23 protein-coding genes are annotated in these 23,822 nt (G+C 38.0%); 3 read left to right on the forward strand and 20 right to left on the reverse strand.

Annotation, left to right across the window (positions count from 1 at the left end; translation table 11 throughout):
• Nucleotides 1–807: 807 nt before the first annotated feature.
• From ACR65M_RS08865 to ACR65M_RS08885, 5 genes are all read right to left on the reverse strand, one after another.
• Nucleotides 808–1,728 carry a nuclease-related domain-containing protein gene (locus tag ACR65M_RS08865; protein WP_440273114.1) on the reverse strand — a complete coding sequence of 307 codons (921 nt, stop codon included), beginning with the start codon at nt 1,726–1,728 and terminating at the stop codon, nt 808–810.
• A 153-nt stretch (nt 1,729–1,881) separates the two neighbouring features.
• On the reverse strand, nt 1,882–3,987 hold the full coding sequence (locus ACR65M_RS08870; protein WP_440273115.1) for an MMPL family transporter: 2,106 nt from the start codon (nt 3,985–3,987) through the stop codon (nt 1,882–1,884).
• A 104-nt stretch (nt 3,988–4,091) separates the two neighbouring features.
• Complete coding sequence (locus ACR65M_RS08875; RefSeq protein ID WP_440273116.1) at nt 4,092–4,667, reverse strand: TetR/AcrR family transcriptional regulator; 576 nt, start codon at nt 4,665–4,667, stop codon at nt 4,092–4,094.
• Nucleotides 4,668–4,924: 257 nt separating this feature from the next.
• A complete protein-coding gene (locus ACR65M_RS08880) occupies nt 4,925–5,986 on the reverse strand; it encodes an LLM class flavin-dependent oxidoreductase (protein WP_440273117.1) in 1,062 nt (353 codons plus the stop codon).
• An 18-nt stretch (nt 5,987–6,004) separates the two neighbouring features.
• Nucleotides 6,005–6,856 carry a VOC family protein gene (locus tag ACR65M_RS08885; protein ID WP_440273118.1) on the reverse strand — a complete coding sequence of 284 codons (852 nt, stop codon included), beginning with the start codon at nt 6,854–6,856 and terminating at the stop codon, nt 6,005–6,007.
• Nucleotides 6,857–7,046: 190 nt separating this feature from the next.
• On the opposite strand from ACR65M_RS08885, the gene ACR65M_RS08890 reads away from it, so the two are divergent.
• A complete protein-coding gene (locus tag ACR65M_RS08890; RefSeq protein ID WP_440273119.1) occupies nt 7,047–7,361 on the forward strand; it encodes a winged helix-turn-helix transcriptional regulator in 315 nt (104 codons plus the stop codon).
• A 63-nt stretch (nt 7,362–7,424) separates the two neighbouring features.
• Here ACR65M_RS08890 and ACR65M_RS08895 read toward each other — a convergent pair whose 3' ends face one another.
• Nucleotides 7,425–8,288 carry a LysR family transcriptional regulator gene (locus tag ACR65M_RS08895; RefSeq protein ID WP_440273120.1) on the reverse strand — a complete coding sequence of 288 codons (864 nt, stop codon included), beginning with the start codon at nt 8,286–8,288 and terminating at the stop codon, nt 7,425–7,427.
• Between the two features lie 145 nt (nt 8,289–8,433).
• Between ACR65M_RS08895 and ACR65M_RS08900 the strand changes: the two genes are divergently transcribed.
• Complete coding sequence (locus tag ACR65M_RS08900; RefSeq protein ID WP_341329789.1) at nt 8,434–9,405, forward strand: DMT family transporter; 972 nt, start codon at nt 8,434–8,436, stop codon at nt 9,403–9,405.
• 60 nt (nt 9,406–9,465) lie between these two features.
• On the opposite strand, the gene ACR65M_RS08905 is transcribed toward ACR65M_RS08900, so the two are convergent.
• The 13 genes from ACR65M_RS08905 to gatC all read right to left on the reverse strand — a co-directional run bounded on the left by ACR65M_RS08905 (nt 9,466) and on the right by gatC (nt 22,576).
• On the reverse strand, nt 9,466–10,653 hold the full coding sequence (locus ACR65M_RS08905; RefSeq protein WP_341329788.1) for an amidohydrolase: 1,188 nt from the start codon (nt 10,651–10,653) through the stop codon (nt 9,466–9,468).
• A gap of 19 nt (nt 10,654–10,672) precedes the next feature.
• Nucleotides 10,673–12,112 carry an MFS transporter gene (locus ACR65M_RS08910; protein WP_341329787.1) on the reverse strand — a complete coding sequence of 480 codons (1,440 nt, stop codon included), beginning with the start codon at nt 12,110–12,112 and terminating at the stop codon, nt 10,673–10,675.
• Between the two features lie 333 nt (nt 12,113–12,445).
• Entirely contained in the window at nt 12,446–12,682 is a 237-nt protein-coding gene (locus ACR65M_RS08915) for a hypothetical protein (protein ID WP_341329786.1), read from the reverse strand.
• 39 nt (nt 12,683–12,721) lie between these two features.
• Nucleotides 12,722–14,095 carry a 23S rRNA (uracil(1939)-C(5))-methyltransferase RlmD gene (rlmD, locus tag ACR65M_RS08920; protein WP_440273121.1) on the reverse strand — a complete coding sequence of 458 codons (1,374 nt, stop codon included), beginning with the start codon at nt 14,093–14,095 and terminating at the stop codon, nt 12,722–12,724.
• A gap of 287 nt (nt 14,096–14,382) precedes the next feature.
• Nucleotides 14,383–15,288 (reverse strand): diacylglycerol kinase, encoded by a 906-nt coding sequence (locus ACR65M_RS08925; RefSeq protein WP_121449406.1) that lies wholly within the window; start codon nt 15,286–15,288, stop codon nt 14,383–14,385.
• Nucleotides 15,289–15,504: 216 nt separating this feature from the next.
• The gene (locus ACR65M_RS08930) at nt 15,505–16,458 is read right to left on the reverse strand and encodes a hypothetical protein (RefSeq protein ID WP_440273122.1); all 954 of its coding nucleotides are present in this window, start codon (nt 16,456–16,458) and stop codon (nt 15,505–15,507) included.
• Nucleotides 16,458–17,552, reverse strand: a complete 1,095-nt coding sequence (locus tag ACR65M_RS08935; protein ID WP_440273123.1) for a hypothetical protein — start codon at nt 17,550–17,552, stop codon at nt 16,458–16,460. Before ACR65M_RS08935 ends, ACR65M_RS08930 begins: the two co-directional genes overlap by 1 nt.
• Entirely contained in the window at nt 17,549–17,992 is a 444-nt protein-coding gene (locus tag ACR65M_RS08940; protein WP_341329781.1) for an anti-sigma factor, read from the reverse strand. Before ACR65M_RS08940 ends, ACR65M_RS08935 begins: the two co-directional genes overlap by 4 nt.
• Nucleotides 17,989–18,534, reverse strand: coding sequence for a sigma-70 family RNA polymerase sigma factor (locus tag ACR65M_RS08945; protein ID WP_440273141.1), 546 nt, complete (start codon nt 18,532–18,534; stop codon nt 17,989–17,991). The genes ACR65M_RS08940 and ACR65M_RS08945 overlap by 4 nt, the downstream gene beginning before the upstream one ends.
• 139 nt (nt 18,535–18,673) lie before the next feature.
• Nucleotides 18,674–18,925, reverse strand: a complete 252-nt coding sequence (locus ACR65M_RS08950) for a DUF3949 domain-containing protein (RefSeq protein ID WP_341329780.1) — start codon at nt 18,923–18,925, stop codon at nt 18,674–18,676.
• A 442-nt stretch (nt 18,926–19,367) separates the two neighbouring features.
• Nucleotides 19,368–20,798 carry an Asp-tRNA(Asn)/Glu-tRNA(Gln) amidotransferase subunit GatB gene (gatB, locus tag ACR65M_RS08955; RefSeq protein WP_440273124.1) on the reverse strand — a complete coding sequence of 477 codons (1,431 nt, stop codon included), beginning with the start codon at nt 20,796–20,798 and terminating at the stop codon, nt 19,368–19,370.
• 15 nt (nt 20,799–20,813) lie between these two features.
• On the reverse strand, nt 20,814–22,271 hold the full coding sequence (gatA, locus tag ACR65M_RS08960; RefSeq protein WP_341329778.1) for an Asp-tRNA(Asn)/Glu-tRNA(Gln) amidotransferase subunit GatA: 1,458 nt from the start codon (nt 22,269–22,271) through the stop codon (nt 20,814–20,816).
• A 14-nt stretch (nt 22,272–22,285) separates the two neighbouring features.
• Nucleotides 22,286–22,576 (reverse strand): Asp-tRNA(Asn)/Glu-tRNA(Gln) amidotransferase subunit GatC, encoded by a 291-nt coding sequence (gene gatC, locus ACR65M_RS08965; protein ID WP_121449523.1) that lies wholly within the window; start codon nt 22,574–22,576, stop codon nt 22,286–22,288.
• Nucleotides 22,577–22,772: 196 nt separating this feature from the next.
• Between gatC and ACR65M_RS08970 the strand changes: the two genes are divergently transcribed.
• Nucleotides 22,773–23,090, forward strand: coding sequence for a thioredoxin domain-containing protein (locus ACR65M_RS08970; RefSeq protein WP_121449495.1), 318 nt, complete (start codon nt 22,773–22,775; stop codon nt 23,088–23,090).
• A gap of 56 nt (nt 23,091–23,146) precedes the next feature.
• On the opposite strand, the gene ACR65M_RS08975 is transcribed toward ACR65M_RS08970, so the two are convergent.
• Nucleotides 23,147–23,602 (reverse strand): GNAT family N-acetyltransferase, encoded by a 456-nt coding sequence (locus tag ACR65M_RS08975; RefSeq protein WP_440273125.1) that lies wholly within the window; start codon nt 23,600–23,602, stop codon nt 23,147–23,149.
• Between the last annotated feature and the right edge of the window lie 220 nt (nt 23,603–23,822).

A 23,822-nucleotide genomic window follows, 5' to 3' on the forward strand; every position in this document is an offset into this window, starting at 1 on the left:
TTAAAAATCATTCGGAAATGGAATTTCATTACAATTAATACCGATTTTAAAGTTACCTTTTCCTTTTATTGGATTTTACGAATGGTTTTGTTTCACCTATCCTCAAAAAACCATTCGGAACCCCTATTTGCGTATGCTTTTTGGTCATTTTCGTTTAAAAACCATTCGGAAATGGAATTTTATTACAATTTATACCAATCCCAAAGTTACCTTTTCCTTTTATTAGATTTTACGAATGGTTTTGTTTCACCTATTCTCAAAAAAGCATTCGTATCCCCTATTTACGTATGCTTTTTGATCACTTTCGCTTAAAAATCATTCGGAAATGGAATTTCATTACAATTAATACCGATTTTAAAGTTACCTTTTCCTTTTATTGGATTTTCTGAATGGTTTTGTTTCATCTATCCTCAAAAAAACATTCGTAACCCCTATTTGCGTATGCTTTTTGGTCATTTTCGCTTAAAAACCATTCGGAAATGGAATTTTATTACAATTTATACCAATCCCAAAGTTACCTTTTCCTTTTATTGGATTTTACGAATGGTTTTGTTTCACCTATTCTCAAAAAACCATACGTATCCCCTATTTGCGTATGCTTTTTGGTCATTTTCGTTTAAAAAAGATACAGAAATGGAAATGAATTACAATTACCATCGATTCTAATGTCATTTTTTCCTTTTCCTGGATTTTACAAATACTTTTGTCTGCCCTGTCCACAAAAAAGCATTCGTATCCCTTATTTACCAATGCCTTTTGATCCATCTCGCTTAAAAATAATATAGAAGTGAATTTCCACTACTACACTTATATAAAACGGTAATACGTTGATTTTCCTCCCTCAACCATAACAAGATGCTCCTTCAATATTTTCTGCATTCTAAGCCTATTCATATCAAGCCCACACCAATCATTAGCCTCAGAAACGGTCAGTATCCTATTTGGAAAGAGCACCCTATATTCTTCTAGTGATCTCATAATACCTGTATGTAGAGCTTCCTTTGCCCCGCACCTCTCACACATAAGGTATCTTCCATTCAAACTAACCGATAGCGATCCACAATCGACGCAAGAGATTCCCTTTTTCACAGATTGATAGGTATATTCAGGGATAAGCTTATCATTGAATGGAGAATTTTCACTATGAAGTAGGGCTAGTTCTTTTGCCGATCCTATTAATGATCCACTAGTATTCATAGAAGCAGAACCTAACTTCTTTAACAAAGAATTAATTTGAGTAGGTAGGATGATTGGAAGATGTCTATCTGCCTGAAAAAGGGTAAAGTCGGGATTAACAAAAATGATTTTCGCTTCAATGGGAAGATTAATACCTATTGATTGCATGAGTGGTCTAAGCAGGGATTCAGAGCGCTCTAGTTGAGGAATTGGATTCTTTATTTCATACCCAGATGAAAAGTACCATCGATTACCCTCAATATAAAATTCTCCTTCAAAGTTTTTGACATCGAAAAGATAGATTTTGTATGGACATATAAGGAGTGAGTCAATTTGAAAAGTTGTGTTTCGCCATTCAAGGAGGAGGTCATATAGTTGAAGATATGTGGATGCAGGGGATCGGGCTATTAGTTCATCGAAATTGCATTCGCCTTCAAAGCCTTTTTCATCAGCTAGTAACTTTTTTACTTGCCCATCAGTAAACACTATTCGGGGCTTTAAGTAACGCCGTATTTGTAGGTGATTTGGAACCTTTCTTGCTTTAAGTATCATCTTTAGCCTTCCTTTTCTAAATTTTTACAATATAATAGTTTCATAATTCACAAATCTTGTCAATCACCTAAAATTCGATTTAATTAGAACACAAATCCATACACTATAAAAAGGCCTGTATCTAAATTGATACAGGCCCTTTCTTTTCTATCACTAATTTTCTTTACTTACCGCTTTATCCTTCTCTAAGAGTACGATTAACCCAGGTAACAATACTCCCCGGATTAGGAATGTGTCTAACAGAATTCCTACCGCTACAATAAAGCCGAAGACAAATAATAATTGAACCGGCTGTGTCATGAGGACCGCAAAGGTGGCAGCTAAAATGACACCCGCAGATGAAATGACTCCGCCTGTTTTTGCTACTGCTATTTGTACAGCTTCTTTTACTGAATGATTTCTTCTTTCTTCCTGGAATCTTGAGATGAGCATAATATTATAATCAATCCCAAGTGCAACTAAGAAAACAAATGCGTATAATGGAACACGATTCGCTATCGTGTCGATATCAAAGAATAAGTTTGTTAAGAACATACCTAATCCTAATGCCGCTAAAAATGAAACTAAGATTGTACCCATCATATAAATAGGCATTTTAAATGATTTTGTAAGAACAAGTAGCATACCAAAAATTAAAATGGTTTCAAGTATAACGATCAAGATAACGTCTCGATTATTTGTTGAGCGATCATCCACTTTAGTTGCGGTTTCTCCTGCAAAGTAGAGTTCTCCATCTACATCCGCATCCTTCAAAATGGTTTCAGAGTTTGAAATCATCTTCTCCATTGCGTTAATCGTTTCTATATCATATGGCCCTTCTTCAAACGTTAAAGAGAAATTTAGAACCCGATTTTCTTCAGCAGTTCCGTTGATTCTAACGTCACTTACAAGATCTTGAGCTAGTAACTCATCGCGTAGCGCATCCTGCTCTTCCTTTGTAACAGCCGCTTTCCCTTCAAACAAGACTGTAGATGGTGCAAGTTCACCTTTTGCAAATTTCTCCTCGATGAGTTCATATCCTTGTCGTGATGGCATATCCTCTGGAAATGACTTCATCGTGTCGAATTCGTAATTTAAGTTAAACATATTGGCTGCAGAAATAACAAGAAAAATCCCTACAATTGCGACATATAATCCTGGCTTTTTAACAACCATTCTTCCGACTTTGCTCCAGATGGAGTTATCTTTTACTTTTGCATCCCCTACTTTTGGTACCTTTGGCCAGAATGATTTTCTACCGAAAAGTGTAAATAGTGCTGGCACGAGTGTGACAGATGCAATCATGATGATTACCATTGTTGTGCCGAAGGTTGGAGCAAAATTACGATAATCTCCAAGGTCTGCGAAGAATAATACTAGCATTGCCGCTAATACTGTCCCGCCTGAGAAAAAGACAGGCATTCCTACCTCTTTCATGGCAGCTCTCATCGCATCATATTTATTTTCATAATTCTTGAGCTCCTCACGGAAACGAGAAAATACAAATAACGAGTAATCAATGACGGCCGCAAATAAAAGAATCGACATAATTGAGATTGTCTGATTACTTAGCTGTAAACCAGCTTTCCCTAGTATACCTAATGATTGCATAGTCACTTCATAGACAAAGACAGCTGCTAATAACGGTATTAGGGCTAACAATGGTGAACGATAAATCACAATTAATAAAATGAGGATTAACCCTACCGTTGATAAAATTAACACTAGATCGGCCCTTGAAAATAAATCCAGTGAATCTGTTGCAATTCCCGCTGGACCTGTTACATACAAAGTTAGATCTGAATTATCTTTAACGACCTTTATAACCTCATCCTTAGAATCGCGGATTTCCGTTGTTTCTAACGATGCATCAAACATGATTGGAAGTATAGCAGTTGATTGGTCCTCTGAAAAGAATCCTACAGCAGCCTGCGGTGGCAAGGTTGATAAAGGAACTACCTGCTCTACCCCAGGAATTTCAGCATTCTCAATTTGACTAGATACATCTACAAGATCTTGAAATGAGAATTGTTCATCATTATGAAAGACCAAGATTGCTGGAGTCCCATTACTATCCTTGAAATACTCATCCACTTTACTTTGGGCAATTACCGACTGTGCATCCTCAGGAAGTGAGTCAATTCTCGAAACCTCATAATCCTTTGCGTTCGGCGCAAAAACGGCTAATAATATGGTGACAATAAGCCAAGAGGCTAATGTAATCCACATTCCTTTTTTTGTGGTGACTTTATCTGTAATGGCTCGTAACATGTTTTTCAATTTTAAACCACCTCTTCTTTCAAAAGTAACACTCATGTCACTTTCTATAAAAAAATTAACACAGTTGTCACGATAATTATCTTTTAAAGTGACACCCGTGTCAATTATAAGTCTTTGAAGATTCCGTGACAAATTATTTCTTTAATCGACTGAACCCACTTATCATGGGGAATGCCAAAATGATTTGGAATCGCGACTGATTGAAAAATATAACCTAAGATGACTGGTTCGGGAATATTTGGATTAAATTGTTGTTCACTTTTACCCGATTCAATTAAACCCTCCACATAACGGTACATCTCAATGTGATAGCTTTCAAGTTTTTCCATGTTTTCTTTTACTTTCTCATTTATGTGGACCGGAACACGCTTCCCAATTTCTATAAGTTGATAAAGTTCCGGATTCTTAAACATGAGGTTTAAAAGAAAATCAAATTGACTATGAAAGCCTTCAATTGAGTATATTTCCTTTAGCTCCTGGAGAAATTGCTCCATTTTAAAAAGCATATACTCCGTAATCAATTCTTCCTTGTTTTCAAAATACTTATAGATTGCTCCTCGGGAAACACGCAAATGATCCGCAACCAAACTAAACTGGAACCCTTCATAATGATGTGTTAGGAGTAGTTCCTCAGTTGTCTTATATAATTCCTCAGTTGTAAATTTACGTTCACGAGCCATGTCCTTCACCCCACCCTCATTATAGAACAAGATATAAGTAAAGAGAAAGAGTTGACTACAAATTGACACATTAATATCAATATTGGACTAGTACAGCACACTTTTTAACCTGCTCAACAATACGAATTTGATTCAAACAAACGTTTAATTGAATTCGCAAGTTATTGTTACTAAAGGAAAAACCCATTAAACAAACGCTTGTTTGAAAATGGGTTTTCTCGAAAATAGCCGATTAGTACAGATAGTTTTCGTATCCATTATTTACTTGTTTCTCTTCGAACGATTGGAGCAACCTCCGTTGCTAACAATTCAATACCTTTTGCTACGTTTTTAAAAGGTTGACCACCTATATCTAACTGGGCAAGAAATCGTTTGTGCCCAAAGAGCTCGTATTGTGTGAGGATTTTTTCAGCGACTTGCTGTGGACTTCCTACGAACAAGGCCGTTTCTGGACTAGCCATATGTTCAAAGTCATTCCTTGACATCCTTGTCCCCATTCCACGCTGACGATTTACATATTCCCAGTAATTGGAGTAATAAGGATAAAACTCATCCTTTGCTTGCTGAGTTGTTTCAGCTAGATAAGCATGGCCTGTTACACCGACCTTTAAGTCTTGAGGGTTATGTCCTGCTTCTATTCCTGCTTGACGATAGAGATCGACAAGTGGCTTAAATCGTTTTGGATGACCACCTAATATTGCTAGAGCCACCCCCACCCCAAACTTTCCAGCACGAACGGCACTTTCAGGTGTACCTCCAACTCCGATCCATACTGGTAGATTTTCCTGTACTGGTCTTGGGGCAATTTCAGCATTCCTTAAAGAAGAACGAAACTTCCCCGACCAAGTGACAGTCTCATTTTGAGTTAATTTTAATAATAAATCCATATGTTCTTCAAACAATTCATCATAATCATTTGTGCTATAACCGAAAAGAGGAAATGATTCAATATACGCTCCTCTACCGGCCAGTATTTCTGCACGACCATCCGAAAGTAAATCCAATGTTGCAAAATCCTCAAATAGACGAACAGGATCAAGCGTACTTAATACACTCGTTGTACTCGTTAATCTAATTTGTTCAGTGCCTTGGGCAATTGCAGCCAATATAACCGCTGGAGAAGATGATGCATAGTCTAGACGATGATGCTCTCCTACTCCAAATACATCAAGTCCAGCCTCGTCCGCAAGTTTTGCAACTTGAATCATTTCTTTAACTCTTTCTTTAGCGGTAATGGTCTTACCGGTAAGGGGGTCTGGCCCAATATCAGCGAGAGTGTAAATGCCAATTTCAAAATCACTTTTCTTGTCTTGATTCATTAAAGTGTCCTCCCTTCATTAGATAGCTAACTCTATTTGATTTCCAGAAGGGTCAAACGTGATAACCGTATCGTTCTCTTCGATCACATCCGCACCAATCTTTTTCAAATTCTCCACAATCCCGTCACGGGCTTCTTCAGTTGGCAAAATAAGTGTATACGATTCAAGTCCAACACCATTTTTAGGTGGCTTAGGTGCTCCTACGCCATTCCATGTATTAACTCCAATATGATGGTGGTACTTTCCGGACGAAAGGAAAAGTGCCTGTGTACCATAACGATTTACAACATCCAATCCAAGTCCTTTCACATAAAACTCTTCGGTCTTTTGTAACTCAGCTACATGTAAGTGAATATGCCCCATTAGCGTTTCATTTGGCATCCCTTTCCATGTTTTACCTGGTTCAATATTTTTTAATAGTCTTTCAAAATCTAGCGGATCAACAGCCATCTCCACTTCTTCACCCTTCCAATCCCATTCAGAGGGATCGCGGTCTATATATATTTCAATTTGGTTGCCATCAGGATCATTTAGATATAAAGCTTCACTAACTAGATGGTCAGAAGAGCCAAAGCGAACCCCTTTTTCTACTAGATGAACAACGATATTAGCCAAATCTGCTTTTGTAGGTAAAAGAAGAGCGAAATGATAGAGTCCAGTTGTTCTTCCTTGCTTTGGAACAACATCTTCAGGTTGTTCCAGTGATAGAATACTTGTCTTTCCATCAGTCGTTAATTTTGCGGATGTGTCTGTTCGTTCCAAAATATCAAATCCCAGTATATCTTTATAGAACTGTAATGAACGTTCTAGCTTTTCAACTATTATTTTGACATGTCCAACAAATGTGGTTGGCTTTGCATGATATCCCATTATTATCCTCCTAGATTATCTATAATTTTTTATAACTTTCCCTTTACAATATCATTTCATTTTTAAAATTAAGTTACTTTATGTAAGTAAGTTTATTTATATAATTAATTATTGTCAAGTAATTAAATTTCCAATTGTAAATAGTTTTTCATTTTAGTACAATACTCATTAAGAGAGGTGCATTTTTAAAATGAAACAACCTACAATCTGCCCGAAATTTGAAAAAGCAATTTCACTATTAAGTCAAAGATGGACAGCTTTGGTTATCTATCAATTATTAGTAGGGCCACAAAGGTTTAATGAGATACAATCTTCAATAGGTATAAGTGGAAAGGTATTATCAGATCGTTTAAAGGAACTGGAGCACCAAGGATTGGTTAAACGTGAGGTTATCCCTGAAACGCCTGTTATTATTGAGTATTCACTAACAGAAAGAGGACATAGTATCGAACCCATTTTAAGGGAAATTGAAAAATGGTCGCAAAAATGGGTAAAAATAGATTAAAAAAAATGGTAAAGGGTTGTTCCACAAGTCATGTCGGTGACTATTGGGAACAACCCTGTTTTTTTATACTGTTATTTGATTATTCGTTTCGATGGTTTCAATAAATTTTTCCATTGTTGAGGTTAAGTACGAATCAGCTCTTCTTATAAAAACGGTTTTGATTTTACTGTATTGATCTGGAAGGGTATAACATCTGATGAGCCCACTTTGCTCCAAATGGGTAACCGCTGATCTTGGGACGAATGCCACACCAAGTCCAACGACTACGCTACGCAAAATCGTTTCTAATGTGCCAAATTCCATCACTTTTCTTGGTGTAAGGTTTTGGTCTCTATACCACGCTTTAAATCTCGCTCGGTATCCGCAGCCTTCACTAAAGCAAAGAATGGTTTCCTCTTTCGACTCTTCCAATGAGGATGTACGAATATCTGATATTAACACAAGCTCCTCTTGCAAGACGTCATGCGACACAAGGTCAGGATGAAAGTCTGATTCAGAAACGAATGCTCCATCCAACTTATGATGTAACACTTGCTTTTCCAAATCTTCAGTGACACCAGTATATAATGACAGATCCACATTTTTATATTTTTTAGTATAGGTAGATAATATTTTTGGTAAATGAATGACAGTTTCAACTGTTCCAATTTCTAATTTACCAGACGGCTCATTTTTATTTTGAACGGCTTTTTTCATTTCATCTGTTAACAATAATATTTTTTTACTATAGGTTAATAGTTTCTTCCCCTCGGGTGTCAACGTCATTCCCCGACGATGTCGATTAAACAAAGGTGTATTTAGCTCAGCCTCGAGCTTCTGGATCCGTGATGTAATATTGGATTGAACGTAGCTCAACTCTTTTGCCACTTCTGTAATTGTTCCTTTTTCTGCTACCATCTGAAAAATTTCTAAGTCTTTGAATTCCACAGTTTCTCCTCCTGCTCGCACAATTATCTCTATAAATATGATATCAATAAAAATGATATTAATCATTGTTTTTATTCATTTTACAAGATATACAAATCGTTTTAAGATGATGATTATCGTAACTTATTGAAAGAGGTAGAGGAAAGTGAAAAATAGTGTACTAATCGGAGCGATTTTGTGTTTTATTGCAGCGGTATCATGGGGAGCAATGTTTCCTGTAGCTCATGCGGCATTTAAACATCTTGATCCCTTTTATTTTACAATCATTCGTTATGGCGCTGTAACTATTATATTAGTGGCCATCTTATTATGGAAAGAAGGAAAGCAAGCTTTCCGCTTTGAAGGAAAAGGACTTCAATTATGGTTTTTCGGCACGATGGCATTCACCGTCTATAATCTTTTTATCTTCTGGGGTGAAGATTTATTAGGTGCTTCCGGAGTAATGGTCGCATCAATTATGGAATCCCTAATGCCGATGATTTCCGTTGTAATCGTATGGATGATTTTTAGGAAACGCCCGCAACTATTCACATTAGGATGTGTAATCGTATCATTCATTGGCGCGATGTTGGTGATTACTAAAGGTGATGTTAGAGCTTTTCTTGGAGCAACTGATGACTTTATACCTTCATTACTAATATTCATTGCCGTAATAGGATGGGTCATTTACACGATGGGTGGTAGTGAATTTAGTGGTTGGTCTGCATTGCGTTATTCAACCTTAAGTTGTTTACTTGGAACAATTACTGCTATTGTAATTACAATTGGTGCAACTTTGTTCGGCTCTTTAACTGTCCCAACAGTAGAAAGTATGCTAACTGTTAGCCCACATTTATTATTTATGATTATTTTTCCTGGGGTGATTGCATTACTCGGTTGGAATATTGGTGTGAGCATATTATCACCATTAAATGGATTGCTGTTCATTAACTTTGTTCCCGTTACAACACTCTTGATTTCGATTTTTCAGGGTAATCAGGTAACGATGTTCGATCTTCTTGGTACAATCTTAATCATCGTTTCACTATTATCTAATAATATCTACGTAAGGCTGTCGCAAAAGAAAAAATCTGTTAAACAAGTTCGTACAAATTTGAGAGAAATGCCTTTATCCTAAAAAGGCTAACGCCCATCCAACATATCACTTGTTGAATGGGCTTTGTTTTGGATAAGTACCCTAATCTAATTCATAAAATCCACAAACCACAGTTCCCACTGCCTTTGCAGCGACAAGGAGGGCATCTTCATCAATATCAAATTTAGGATGATGATTGAAATAGGGATCCTTATCCCCCTTTGGCGTACATGCAATATAGAAGAAACAAGAAGGGAACTTTTCTGCATAATAAGCAAAATCTTCAGATGGTGCCATTGCTGGAAATTCCTTCACTTCTTTAATGTCTTTGTCATTTGCATTGTTTAGATACTCTGCAACTTTTCCTGTTAATTCTGGATCATTGTATAGGGGAGGATAATCCGTTTTGTAAGTTAGCTCACATGTTACTCCGAATTCTTCTTCAAGTCCACGGGCAAGACGTTTCACTTCTTTTTCAATTTTTTCCTTTGTTTCATCCGTCATATAACGAATGTCACCTTCAAGCTCTACGCTATCTTTGATGACATTAAATGTTCCTTTACCATCAAATGAACCTATCGTAATAACACCATTTTCAAATGGGCTTAAACGACGGCTAATGATTGTTTGAACGGCTGTTACAAAATGCGCCCCTGCCACAATCGCATCATTTGCCAAATGTGGCGATGAGCCATGGCCACCTCTACCTTGGACCTTTAATTTCATATAAGCTCTTCCGTTAAATGAATATCCTGCATGATACCCAACTGTCCCTGCCGGACCTAGTGGAAGTAGATGGATGCCGAATACATGATCTAAATCATCAAGAATACCAGATTCCACGATACTTTTTGCCCCACCCGGCGGAACCTCTTCGGCATGCTGGTGAATAATTTTGATTGTACCGGGTATTTCATTTTTTAATTGAATTAAACAGTCTGCTAGTACTAACAAATACGCTGTATGCCCATCATGACCACACGCATGCATCACACCTTCAGTCTTTGATTTAAACGGTACATCTGTTTCTTCGACAATAGGAAGCGCATCAAAGTCTGCACGCAGGCCAATGTTTTTTCCAGACTTCCCCCCCTTTATTGTCACGACAATTCCATAACCATTCCCAACATTGGCTTGAACCTCTACATCTTTCCCTTTATAAAAATCTAAAATATACTGTGCTGTTTTTTCTTCTTTAAAGGATAGTTCGGGATTTTCATGTAAATGTCTGCGGATTTCAATCATTTCATCCTTTCGTGATTCTAACATTTCCATCAATTGTTCTTTCATTGGCTGTTCTCCTTTTCGACTATTCTAAAATGGGCTCTTTAGTTGGTGTTTTGTTAGAAGCAGGATTTGGTTTAACCTCTTTAGTTGTTTTTCCTGCATCTTTTGGTACCAGCATAATAATCGATAGTATCGATAAAATACCGAAGATGACATTAACAATGATTCCTACCGTAGCTGCAAATTCTAGGTTCCCATTAGCTGCTATTGCCGCGTAAGCTGTAGCAGAAATTGCAACACCGAATGCACTACCTAGTGAACTTGCCATTTTATAAACACCAGCGGCTTCCCCCACTTTTTCAGATGGCGCATTTGATACAGAAGTATCTGTTGAAGGGGTGGCATAGATTCCAAGTCCTAATCCAAATAATGCAAATCCAATAAACACAACAACTGTATAAGCAAGATCAGATAAGAATGTTAATCCCATGACACCTACACCAATCGTAGTAATAGTAGCGCCCCAAACCATTGGCTTTTTTGCGCCTACTTTTTGTAGGATTTTTTCCCCAACACGGATCATTGCCAATACCGCTACTAAATAACCGAGGGACAACATACCCGATTGAAAAGAATTAAAACCTCTACCCACTTGTACATACGTATTCGCTACAACTAATGTACCAGCAATCGCATTCAGCAAGAAGTTGGATACAGTTGCACCAGTATAAGGCGCATTTTTAAATAAAGCAAAATCAATAAGAACAATTTCTTTATTCTTCTCTACTTTAATGAAAAGGAGAAGACCTATTATTGTTACTGCAGCAAGGCCTAGCGAAATTGGACTTGTCCATCCTAAATCTGCCCCATATGTAATAAACACATTTAGTGCGATCATCGTTACGATAAAAATTGCTAAGCCTGAGTAATCGAATTTAAAAGAACCTGAGGATTCTTGTTTACTTTCTGGTGTATCCTTTAATAAAAACATCCCAACGATTGCAAAAGTAATCGAAAATACGAAAATCCATCTCCATCCTAAAGATGTCGCGATTGTGCCACCTGCAAAAGAAGCAACCCCTGACCCTCCCCAGGAACCAATGGACCAAAAACTGAGTGCACGTTGTCGTTCTGCTCCCTCGAAATAAGCCTTCATTAATGCAATTGTTGATGGCATAATACATGCTGCTGAAACACCTTGAATAATACGTCCCATAATTAGTAATACAGACCCTTGAGCCATTAACAGACATAGTGAACCGACAATACTTAAGATAAATCCAAAATAGGCAATCCTTTTACGACCTATTTTGTCAGCTAAACCACCTGCAGCCACGATAAGCAACCCTGAGAATAGTGCTGTTAAACTTATGGCGATGTTCAGCGTCCCAAGTGAAATCCCTAAATCCTCTTGCACGGCAGGGACTACATTGACCATTGCTTGCGCAAATAACCAGAATGTAATAACACCAAATACAATCCCAATTATCATTTTGTTTGTACCTTTATATGCTAACTCCATAGATTTCCCCCCTTTTACTACTAGAATCTCCTCCGCAGTCCACATCATCCTGCGAATTAGCCCCACTTTTTTACAATTTTTCGACTAGTACAGTTCGTATTTCCGCTCGCTTAACACGATTAATCCAGTTCAAACAAACGTTTAATTGAAATTGCAAGTCGTTGATACATCTGGGCTAATCCGTTAAACAAACGTTTGATTGAAAATGGGCTTTTACGAAAATGATTGATTAGTACAGATTGTTTTTAAGGCTAAAAAGCTCAGCATCAAAAAACCCCCATAAATAGTTTAATGGGGGCTTTCGTAAAGTTTTTTATATATTAGGACAGGACTCTACTGAAGCATACTTAATTTCTCTGCATAGCGCTTTTCATTAAAAGGAACTTGGTTTTTCAAAAGTTCGTACATTTCTTCAATAAGCACTCTGCCGATCATTTCTTTAGACTCCATTTCTGAGAAACCTGAGTTGACCAATCGTTCCAAGGTTTCTTTGGTACATTTTGGGTCATTTATGTTAATCTGATTATCCACAATTTCGATAATTTTAGCTTTTAATTTTTCTTTAACCATCAGCCTTTTCCTCCCGCTTCATGTTTATTTATTTAGTATCTATTTTATAATTAATTTTGCGACTGCTTCACAGTGAACAGTGTGCGGAAACATATCTACAGGTTGTACCTCGGCTGTTTTATACCCACCATCTTCTAAAATTCGAAGGTCTCTTGCAAGAGTTGCTGGGTTACATGAAACATAAATAACTTTCTTCGGTTTCATTTTTAAAATCGTTTGTAATAACGCCTCATCACAACCCTTACGAGGAGGGTCAACGACAATGACATCCGCCCTAACTCCGTCTTTGTACCAAGCTGGAATGACAACCTCTGCCTCTCCAACCGCAAACTCTGAATTATCGATATGATTTAGGGCAGCGTTCCGCTTCGCATCCTCAATCGCTTCAGGAACAATTTCAACTCCATACACTTTCTTTGCTTTCTGGGCTAAAAATAATGAAATAGTACCAATTCCACAATAGGCATCAATAACTGTCTCTTCCCCTGTTAACCCTGCATACTCCAACGCTTTGTCATACAGTACCTTTGTTTGTTCAGGATTAACCTGATAAAACGATCTTGCAGAGATCGCAAACTTGATATCACCAATATTATCGTAAATATATTCTTCACCCCAAAGGACATTTGTTTCATTTCCAAAAATCACATTCGTCTGTTTGGAGTTAATGTTTTGTACAATCGATTTAACACCTGGCAAGTTTTCAGTAATCTCTAAGATGATTTTATTCTTTTGTGGAAGCTCTCTCGTTCTAGTGACAAGTACAACCATAATTTCTCCAGAAACCAAGCCATAACGTGCCATAATGTGACGAAGAGTACCTTTGTTATTCTTCTCATCATAGGCCTGTATTCCAAACTTCTCACAGATTGTTTTCACTGTTTGCACAACCAAATCATTCTTCTCTTGTTGGATAAGGCAAGCTTCCATATCAATGATTTCATGGCTTCGCTGTTGGTAAAACCCTGCAACTAGGCCGCCTTCACGGTCTGCTACTGGAACCTGTGCCTTGTTCCGATATCGCCATGGATTATCCATTCCAAGAACAGAGTGAACCTTGATATTTTGTAGCTTACCGATGCGTGTTAATACTTCCTGAACCTGTTTTTGTTTCGCAACTAACTGTCCCTCATAGCTGAGATGTTGAAGCTGACAGCCCCCGCATTCTTTATATATCGGACACGGAGCATCGACGCGATATTCGCTTTTTTGGTAAATCTCTATTAGACGGCCAAAGCCGTAGCCTTTATTGACTTTGGTAACTTTGATTTTTGCTTTCTCATCTGGTAGACCGTTCGGAACAAAGATCGGAAAGCCTTCAATTTTAGCCACACCTGCTCCATCATGGGTAAGATCCTCAAATGTGACATCATAGTAAGTATTTTTTTCAACTGGCGGTTTCAGTTTTGTCATTGTGTATTCTTCCTTTGCGTTCAAAATGCTGAACTGATTGTAACATATCGGAGGGAGGTTACGCCAATGTGTGGGGGAGGTTTGGGTATTAAGTATTCAGATCTAGAGTTAGCAAAACGTATTCAAAGCTTAGCATCGTCCATGCTATCCAATTTCACCTTCGTGCCTAGGCAGGGCTGATTTACTTGCGTTCCCCTTTTGCCTTCCTTCGCCGCTAATCGGGCACGATTCACTCACTCGCCCTTACCCTTATCTAAACCCAAAAAAAATCTGGCTCACGCCAGATTTCAATCCATCTTTTCTGCTTTTTCTTTTGATACTAGCACATTTATATGTTTGTACAGATTTACGAACTCACCTGGCAGCAAGCCGCCATATTCCCCGTCAAGATTGATTTGCATTTTTTCAGTAGGATTTACTTTAACACGATTTGCTTTTGTGTAAAGAACATGTGGGTCATTAATATGCTCTCCACGAATTGCCAAAGTCGCGACCTTAATAAAATCGGCAAGGTTTGCCTTTTTTAAAATTAACAAATCAAACAAGCCGTCATTCAATGAAGAGTCTGGTGCCAGCTTTTCAAAGCCTCCGACAGAGTTCGTTAAGGATACAAGAAATAACATAATCTCGCCCTCAAACAGTTTCCCATCATACTCAATACTAACTTCAGTTGGACGGATTGAAGGCAGCATCTCCATCCCTTTTAAATAATAGGCAAGCTGCCCAAGCATCGTTTTCAGTTTGCTTGGTACCTCATAGGTTAACTCAGTTAGCCTTCCTCCACCTGCAATGTTAACGAAATATTTATCATTTATACGGCCGATATCGATTGGAACAGAGTTTCCTTCTACAATCACGTCACAAGCACCATCAATATTTCGAGGAACTCCAATTGCGCGTGCAAAGTCATTCGTTGTTCCAACAGGAATAATTCCGAGTGTTGGACGATATTCCTGCTCAGCCAAGCCATTTACAACCTCATTAATGGTTCCATCGCCACCTGCAGCTATTACAAGGTCATACTTTCTTTCAACCGCAATTCGAGCGGCATTTGTTGCATCGCCAGCCCCAGTCGTGGCATGACATGAGGTTTCATATCCTGCTTTTTCTAGCTTCTCTAACACCTCGGGCAGATGTCTCTTAAACAATTCTCTACCAGAGGTAGGGTTATATATAATACGAGCTCTTTTCATTTTCATCATCCTAAAAAAGATAATCTTTATATTTCATTTACATCATAGCTTAACCAAATGATTTAATCAATTTGGTCCATTAGCAAAAAAATCCAATTCTACCACACCTATTTACTATATCATTTATATTCAAAAAACACTATTAAGTTGCCCCTTTTAACTTACGCTTATTACACAAAAATGCGCATAGCCAAGGCCAAATCGCAAAACCTTTTCTTACATTTTTTCAACTAGATTTACTGTTACAAGATCACTATTAAAAATCGATAACTTATATGTTCCTTCGCCCAACTTTTTTGTGCCTTTGTATAATTTTTCGGTGGTACTTTCCTCGTAAACCTCTTCAATTCCACCACGTTCAGTTGTATCGATTTTATCCCACTTTATATTTCCATTCTCAAGGACATTATTCGAAACAGCTGACAACAGAATGTCACTCTTATCATTCACATGAATCGATACATTTGACACTCCATCTACAACCCAGTTATTTTCAAGTGAGCCCGGATAAAGTGAGACATTATTATGTTCACCTCGAACCTCTAGTCTAATCGAACTTGGCACAATAATCGTGGGCTCAATTGTTGCATATGTAGAAAATGGACCCGTCTGATCTGCAGGTTCTTTCAATGTCACGTACATAGTGTCCCCGACAACCTTTGTAAATACATAATCCTTTGTTTCTGCAATGATTGGGTCTGCCTTCGGGTGGACCGTTGCACGGAACACGCCAAATACATGAAGTTCATTCGCAGTAGATCCTTCGACTTTGCTTGTTACTCCGTTCGTTTCAAGGACCACACGCTTGATATCACTTGCCAACTTTTCCTCAATTGCTGGCAAATCCAATGTACGGTGCTCTGCCCCAATCACGCCTTGAACCTCATCAACAAGCCCTATAGATGATAACAAGGTAAACCCGATTCCAATTGTTCCGATAATCCCAACAAAAAGAATACTTAAAAAGTCATATTTAACAATTGGATTTTCCTGCTTTGACATAAATAGATAGACGACAATTTCTATTCCCAACACGATTAGAATGATTGGCCACCACACAAGCAGCGGCTCCATCATTTGCATTCCTTTTAGCTGTGATAGGAAAAGAAGAATCCCAAGCAAGACTAAAGATAACCCCATTGAAACTGAACCAACCCGCCACTTTCGCATTACGCATTCTCCTTCCGTTTTTTACTTCCTACCATCAACTTCAAGCCACCACCAATGAGTAAGATACAAATAATCGTGCCTTGGAAGTAATTATAGTAAAAATATTGAACATCAAAATTGAAAACTCTCATAATCGTAGGACCCACCGTAGGAAGGACAACATTTACGAGTAAATAGTAAATCCCTAAGGCAATTAGCCCAAATCCGACCCATTTTTGGTGATTGACAATATAGGAAACGACCGGAACATCCTCAAGGTCATCTTCTCCATGCTTTGACACCTTTTGTAGGGCATCAAAAAAGCTATAAAACCAAATAATGGGGATTAAAAACAGAAATAATGACAACCTCAGAACATCTAAAATATAAATCGCGAATAAAAAGGCAGCCATCAGCTGTATACCTCGTTTTTGAAGGCCAAGATACAAATGCCCTGCTCCCGGGAAAATGGCTAAAATTGTTGCTAGCGTTTTGCTTTTACGCCCTTGCTCACGTCTTGTTTCCTCAAAATCCTCGATTATGGTCTTATCAACTAACTCTTCTCCACGGTGTTTTTTCCCTATTAACTGAATCGCATCAAACATGTTGTATACCCACAAAATTGGTAGAATCCCTAAAAATACCAAGAATGCCCCTTGATCTGTAAAAATGGAAATAAACACAACCATGGTTCCCAATCCGAAGAATCCGATAAGAAAGGTTAATCCACGGTTTAGCAAGCCTAGTTGAAAATGCCCTAACCCCGGGATAAACGAAAGAATAATTGTATAGAAACGTTCTGAATCATCCGATCTAGTAACAATAACTTGTTCATCTCCCGATTGAACTACCTGCTGCTTTTGGTTTTGCTTATTATTTCGTAATAGAAAGATAACCATATCGAATACATTAATAACCGCTACAAAAAATGCAAAGATGAGCCCAACTAAAAGTGGATCTTCAAATCCAGTCATCATCCATCCAAAGATTCCTATTAATATAGGCCCGACTGTACCCACTCCATAAAAAAACCCTCTTATCTTTCGATTCACATAAAAATGTCCAACACCTGGAATAAATGATAGGAAAAATGCCAGCACTGGATTATAACTCATTTTTCTCCCTCCTCTTGATCTGTATTGATTATGTCAAAAACCGATAAAGCTTTTTCCATCAAACTAGTTGAAACAGATTGTCTTTGTTTAGAAAAGCTAGATGCCTCCACTGTCCCCACTATACCCGTCATACTTTGGAAGACCCCAGTTGACATTAATGATAATGTTACAACTGCCGCAACTCCATAATGGAATATCGGACTTTGTAAAATAGACTTCTTTTGTTTTTCCTTGTTCACCGGTAGCTTCATTACTACCTCGTCTGTAAAATGAATATTTTCAAGATCCGGAAGCTCAACTGCTTGGTCCTCTACTAGTTTCATATATATTTCTAAACATTGGTCACAGGAATACAGGTGATCTTCAAGTTCTCCCCGCCTTGATTCTGCTAATTCATCCTTCATGTACATTAACCATTCTTCGTCTCTGTAATGTCTCACCTAAAATCATCCTCCTTCCAATGTTTTTTCATCCAATTTCTAGCTCGGTATAATTTGGTTTCAACCGTCTTTACTTCGACCTGTTGCTCTTCTGCAATTTGTTTATAACTTTTTTCTGCTATGTAATAAGCTTCAATCACTTTACGATAATTCGTAGGCATATCGTGTAACCGATTTTTGACCAGTTCTCTTTGTTCTTTTTGTAAAAGTGGCAATACAACATTTTCCTCTGGGGAAGAGAATGTCGGGAGGTCATCCGGTTCAAGAACCATTTCTTGCTGCCGAAGTTTCTTCCGCTTTACATCAATTGCGTGGTTCATAGCAATCCGTGTCATCCATGCTTTAATGCCCTGCGAACTGTACTGGGGGAGAGCATAATAGATTTTTAGAAACACTTCCTGCGATGCATCCTCGGCATCCTTTTCATGTCGTAAAACTGAATATATTACCTTGAATACTAGATTCTTATATTTTTCGATAAATAATCGAAATGCGTGCTCATCGCCTGCTTTTACCTTTTCAATCAGAATCTCATCCTGAATTGCGCTCTCCCCCCTTCTCTTTTCTCTACCCTATTAGACGAACTTAACCCTACTATACCCTACACTTTTTATAAAAAAATTATAAAAAAATTTAAAATCACGAAAAAAGACCCTCAAAACTTGAAGGTCTCCTAAACAATTAACTATCTCGATGACGTAATTTATATATTAATGCTGCGATTAATGTTGATGGCAGATTTAACAAATTCCCTTGGAGGTTATACTGTAATTGTTGCTCCTCGAAGGACATGTCCTCATACAATTCATTATGTGTTTTTTTCGTTTTCTTTAATTCTTCCTTCGTTGCAGCTATATTTCGATATTGGAACGGAATCATGATTAAAATATAAAGAACTACAATCGCTCCAAGTATCATCCATATCAAATCCATCTTCGCACCCCCTTGAGTGAAAACGCTTATATTTAGTTTACGATTAGGACCCTGAGAAGGTTTCATGCGTAATGCATAAATATATTTTTTCTGCCAATGGTTTATCAATAAGCACCGTTTGCAGGACATGCTACACTCTATTTCTATCGAGTGTGTACCCGGTAGAGCTCTTTTGCGGCACATACCAAGCACTATTTCCGCCAAGCCTGTACCGGTAGTGCTCTCTTGCGGGACATGCCACACACTATTTCTGCCAAGCCTGTACCGGGAGAGCTCTCTTATGGGCATGCTGAACCGCTATTTCATTCAAGCCTGTACCTGTAGAATTCGCTTGCGGGACATCCTACTCCGCTATTTCAACCGACCGTATACCGTAAAACTCACCGTTGCTTGGCAACCAAAAAAAAGACCTACTTTTTAAAAATAAGTAGGTCTTCGTCTTTTATAATTTATTCATTTCTTCAGCAAGAATTTTGTTTACCATTTGTGGGTTGGCTTGTCCTTTTGTTTGTTTCATAACTTGGCCAACTAGGAAACCAATCGCTTTCCCTTTACCACTCTTAAAATCTTCGACGGATTGAGGGTTGTTACTGATCACTTCAACGATAATCTTTGTTAGAGCACCTTCATCAGAGATTTGAACAAGTCCTTTTTCCTTCACGATTGTTTCAGCATCTCCGCCATTTTCAATTAACTCTTTAAAGACGGTTTTAGCAATTTTAGAAGAAATTGTTCCGTTTTCGATTAGTTTAATCATACCTGCAAGTCCTGCTGGAGTTAAGGCAATTTCATGTAATTCCTTCTGCTCGGCATTTAGGTACCCTGAAACTTCACCCATAATCCAGTTTGAGGCTTGTTTTGCATCAGCGCCACTTTCTACTGTTTCTTCAAAGAAATCAGATGTTTCCTTCGTTACAGTTAAAACAGATGCATCATATTCTGGTAGTCCCAGTTCTTCAATATATCTCTTTTTACGAGCATCTGGAAGCTCAGGAATTTCTGCACGAACTCTTTCCATCCACTCATCGTCAATATAAAGTTCAACTAAGTCTGGCTCTGGGAAGTAGCGGTAATCGTCCGAACCTTCTTTTACACGCATTAAAATAGTTGATTTTGAAGATTCATCATAGCGACGTGTTTCTTGTTCGATTACGCCACCTGCAGATAAAACTTCAGCCTGACGGATCTCTTCATATTCAAGACCATTTTTAACGAATGCAAATGAGTTTAAGTTCTTAAGTTCCGTTTTTGTACCGAACTCTTCTTGGCCGACTGGACGTAGTGAGATGTTAGCATCACAACGAAGTGAGCCTTCCTCCATTTTACAATCAGATACACCTGTGTATTGGACGATTGATTTTAGTTTTTCCAAGTAGGCATATGCTTCCTCAGGTGTACGAATGTCTGGCTCAGATACAATCTCAATCAATGGTGTTCCTTGACGGTTCAAGTCAACCAATGAATAACCACGACCAGAGTGAGTAAGTTTACCCGCATCTTCCTCTAGGTGAAGACGTGTAATCCCAATCTTTTTCTTTTCGCCATTTACTTCGATTTCAATCCAACCATTCTCACCAATCGGCTTATCAAATTGAGAGATTTGGTAGGCCTTTGGGTTATCCGGATAAAAATAGTTTTTACGGTCGAACTTTGTTTCCTGGTTAATCTCACAGTTTAAAGCCATTGCAGCCTTCATCGCCCACTCTACAGCTCTTTTATTTATAACCGGAAGTACACCTGGGTACCCCAATTCAACGACACTAGTTAATGTATTTGGCGCAGCTCCGAATTCATTCGGTGCGCTTGAAAATATTTTTGATTCGGTTTTAAGTTCAACGTGAACCTCCAACCCGATAACTGTTTCAAACTTCATCTCTATTTTCACCCCTTACAATTGTGGTTTTTGTTTATGATGTTCGGTTGCTTTTTCAAACGCATCTGCAACACGATAAATTGTACTTTCATCAAAATGTTTACCAATAACTTGCAGACCAAGTGGTAATCCATTTGAGAATCCACATGGTACCGATATTCCTGGTACACCTGCAAGGTTCACTGGGATGGTTAGAATATCATTCGCATACATTGTAAGTGGGTCGTCCATGTTTTCACCAATTTTAAACGCTGGAGTTGGTGTAGTAGGTCCAATGATGACATCATATTTTTCAAGTACATCTTCAAAGTCTTTCTTGATTAATGTACGAACTTTTTGTGCCTTTTTATAGTAAGCATCATAGTAGCCTGAGCTTAACGCAAAGGTTCCGAGCATGATACGACGTTTTACTTCGTCACCAAAGCCCTCGCTTCTCGTTTGCTTGTACATCTCAATGAGATTTTCTGCATTATCTGTACGGTATCCATAACGAACGCCATCAAAGCGTGCAAGGTTTGCTGATGCTTCTGAAGATGATAATAAGTAATATGTTGCTAATGCATATTTTGAATGTGGAAGAGAAACTTCTTCCCATGTTGCGCCAAGTCCTTCAAGAACCTTAAGTGAGTCAAGAACAGATTGACGAACTTCCTCATTTACACCTTCACCTAGATATTCCTTAGGCACAGCAATTTTCAAGCCTTTAACATCACCTGTTAAAGCAGATACGTAGTTTGGTACGTCGACGTTCGCAGAAGTTGCATCCATTGGATCAACACCAGAAATTGCTTGTAAAAGGAAAGCATTATCCTCAACTGTGCGTGTAACTGGTCCAATTTGATCTAATGAAGATGCAAAAGCGATTAAACCAAAACGTGAAACTCTTCCGTACGTAGGCTTTAATCCAACCACTCCACAAAAAGCTGCTGGTTGTCGAATGGAACCGCCGGTATCAGAACCAAGTGAGAATAATACTTCTCCAGCCGCAACCGCTGCTGCAGATCCACCACTAGACCCTCCTGGAACACGTTCTAGATCCCATGGATTTTTTGTTACCTTAAAGCTTGAGTTTTCATTGGAAGAACCCATTGCAAATTCATCCATGTTTAACTTACCAATCGTAACTGATTGAGCATTCTGAAGCTTTTGAACGACCGTTGCATCATAAATCGGATCAAAGTTTTCTAGTATTTTACTTGCTGCCGTTGTACGAACGCCTTTGGTTACAATATTGTCTTTAACACCGATTGGCATACCAAATAATAAGCCTAATTCATCACTGTTTCCAAGTGCTTCATCTAATTGCTTCGCGTATTCTTTTGCATTTTCTTCATTCAATGTTAAAAAAGCTTGTACCTTATCATCAACCGCATTGATACGCTTGAATGATTCATCTACAAGATCTGATACTGAAATTTCTTTTTTATGTAAAAGTGCTTGTAATTCTGAAATTTTGTGATCAAAAAGTGACACTTTGTCTCCCCCCTTTATTCAATGATAGATGGTACACGGAACTGTCCATCTTTCGCATCTGGTGCGTTTTTCAAAACTTCTTCAACTGGTAATCCTTCTTTTGCAACATCTTCACGCATTACATTTTTCACGGAAAGAACATGTGAAGTTGGCTCCACATTTTCTGTATCTAGTTCATTTAATTGTTCAGCAAATGAAATAATCGCATCTAACTGTTGTTGGAACATCTTCGCTTCGTCCTCTGTCACAGCTAAACGCGCTAGGTTAGCAACATGTTTAACTTCTTCAATCGAAATCCTCGACATTTTCCCTTCACCTCCACCGTCCATACAATATACTGATAATATCAAAATTTTCACCGTTTCGGCAATAGTTCCTCCCTCATTCTTCCCGTTTTCGACAAGAAACAACTCGAAACTTCTGGCTGGGCAGATTATTTCTCTTTTAAATAGGGAATTGGTATAGTAGGATTGATAAAATACAGGATGTGGAGTGATTGGAATGGAAAGGATTACTTCTGTTGAACAATTTAATGAGATTATTCAATCTGAAGGTGCCATTATTAAATTTGATACAACTTGGTGCCCTGATTGCAGACGACTTGAAGCGTTCATTGGTGAGGTTCTCGAAACTCACAATAGTGTTCCTTGGTACAGCATGGATAAGGACGAGTTCCCTGAAATCGCTGAAAAGTATAATGTAATGGGAATCCCAAGTCTTCTATATTATAAAGGTGGAGAAAAGCTAGGACACTTACACAGTGCTAACGCGAAAACACCTGAGCAAGTCAACGAATACCTTGAAGGATTAGGGATCTAATATCTCAAAGAAGTGCCGTTAATTGTTTAGTACAAGCAACTAACGGCATTATTTGTCTAGTTTAGATTTAATTCTAAAATAATCTCTGTTCCATCTAACATCTCACCCGTATTTACAAATCCGATGGATTCATAAAATCGTAAAGCTACTATGTTGTCTGGCTCTGTTGATAGACGGATACACTCACAATCTTCATTTGTTCTTAATTGATCAATAATTTTTTTCATCGCGGATTTACCATAGCCTTTTCCTTGGTAACGAACATCAATCATCAACCTTGGAACCCAATATTTATTTCTGGGCTCAAGTGATGGATCATAATCCGTCATGACAAATCCAATCACAACTTCTTCCAAATAAATTGCATACGGTGTATAACAAGGATTTACCTTAGACTCTGCAATTGAAAATACATTAGGCGCAATTTTCTTATCCTGCCCTTCGCCCAATTTTAAGCTAATGCACTCATAAAAATTTTCGATTGTAATTTCTTTAATCTTTATTGATGACATATCCTGGCTCCTCGCAACTTATTATCCTATTAAAATAATTATGAGTGACCTCGCTTACATAGGCAACAAAAGAAATGTCCTTCATTTTATCCGAATCCATCTTAATTGGAATCACTTCAGGCTCTTCCCTATCAGCCTGTCCAAATCTGTACCGTTTTCTGACTCACTTTTGGATTTCCTACTTGGCCTGTCAAAATCTTATTCCGACTTACATTTTGAT

The sequence above is a fragment of the Ferdinandcohnia sp. SAFN-114 genome (assembly GCF_059415045.1).

Bases quoted from the DNA above. Each gene is read 5' to 3' on its own strand.
- ACR65M_RS08865 (WP_440273114.1), bottom strand. From the start codon at position 1,728: ATGATACTTAAAGCAAGAAAGGTTCCAAATCACCTACAAATACGGCGT.
- ACR65M_RS08875 (WP_440273116.1), bottom strand. From the start codon at position 4,667: ATGGCTCGTGAACGTAAATTTACAACTGAGGAATTATATAAGACAACT.
- ACR65M_RS08880 (WP_440273117.1), bottom strand. From the start codon at position 5,986: ATGAATCAAGACAAGAAAAGTGATTTTGAAATTGGCATTTACACTCTC.
- ACR65M_RS08885 (WP_440273118.1), bottom strand. From the start codon at position 6,856: ATGGGATATCATGCAAAGCCAACCACATTTGTTGGACATGTCAAAATA.
- ACR65M_RS08890 (WP_440273119.1), top strand. From the start codon at position 7,047: ATGAAACAACCTACAATCTGCCCGAAATTTGAAAAAGCAATTTCACTA.
- ACR65M_RS08905 (WP_341329788.1), bottom strand. From the start codon at position 10,653: ATGAAAGAACAATTGATGGAAATGTTAGAATCACGAAAGGATGAAATG.
- ACR65M_RS08910 (WP_341329787.1), bottom strand. From the start codon at position 12,112: ATGGAGTTAGCATATAAAGGTACAAACAAAATGATAATTGGGATTGTA.
- ACR65M_RS08915 (WP_341329786.1), bottom strand. From the start codon at position 12,682: ATGGTTAAAGAAAAATTAAAAGCTAAAATTATCGAAATTGTGGATAAT.
- rlmD (WP_440273121.1), bottom strand. From the start codon at position 14,095: ATGACAAAACTGAAACCGCCAGTTGAAAAAAATACTTACTATGATGTC.
- ACR65M_RS08925 (WP_121449406.1), bottom strand. From the start codon at position 15,288: ATGAAAAGAGCTCGTATTATATATAACCCTACCTCTGGTAGAGAATTG.
- ACR65M_RS08930 (WP_440273122.1), bottom strand. From the start codon at position 16,458: ATGCGAAAGTGGCGGGTTGGTTCAGTTTCAATGGGGTTATCTTTAGTC.
- ACR65M_RS08935 (WP_440273123.1), bottom strand. From the start codon at position 17,552: ATGAGTTATAATCCAGTGCTGGCATTTTTCCTATCATTTATTCCAGGT.
- ACR65M_RS08950 (WP_341329780.1), bottom strand. From the start codon at position 18,925: ATGGATTTGATATGGATGATACTTGGAGCGATTGTAGTTCTTTATATT.
- gatB (WP_440273124.1), bottom strand. From the start codon at position 20,798: ATGAAGTTTGAAACAGTTATCGGGTTGGAGGTTCACGTTGAACTTAAA.
- gatC (WP_121449523.1), bottom strand. From the start codon at position 22,576: ATGTCGAGGATTTCGATTGAAGAAGTTAAACATGTTGCTAACCTAGCG.
- ACR65M_RS08970 (WP_121449495.1), top strand. From the start codon at position 22,773: ATGGAAAGGATTACTTCTGTTGAACAATTTAATGAGATTATTCAATCT.
- ACR65M_RS08975 (WP_440273125.1), bottom strand. From the start codon at position 23,602: ATGTCATCAATAAAGATTAAAGAAATTACAATCGAAAATTTTTATGAG.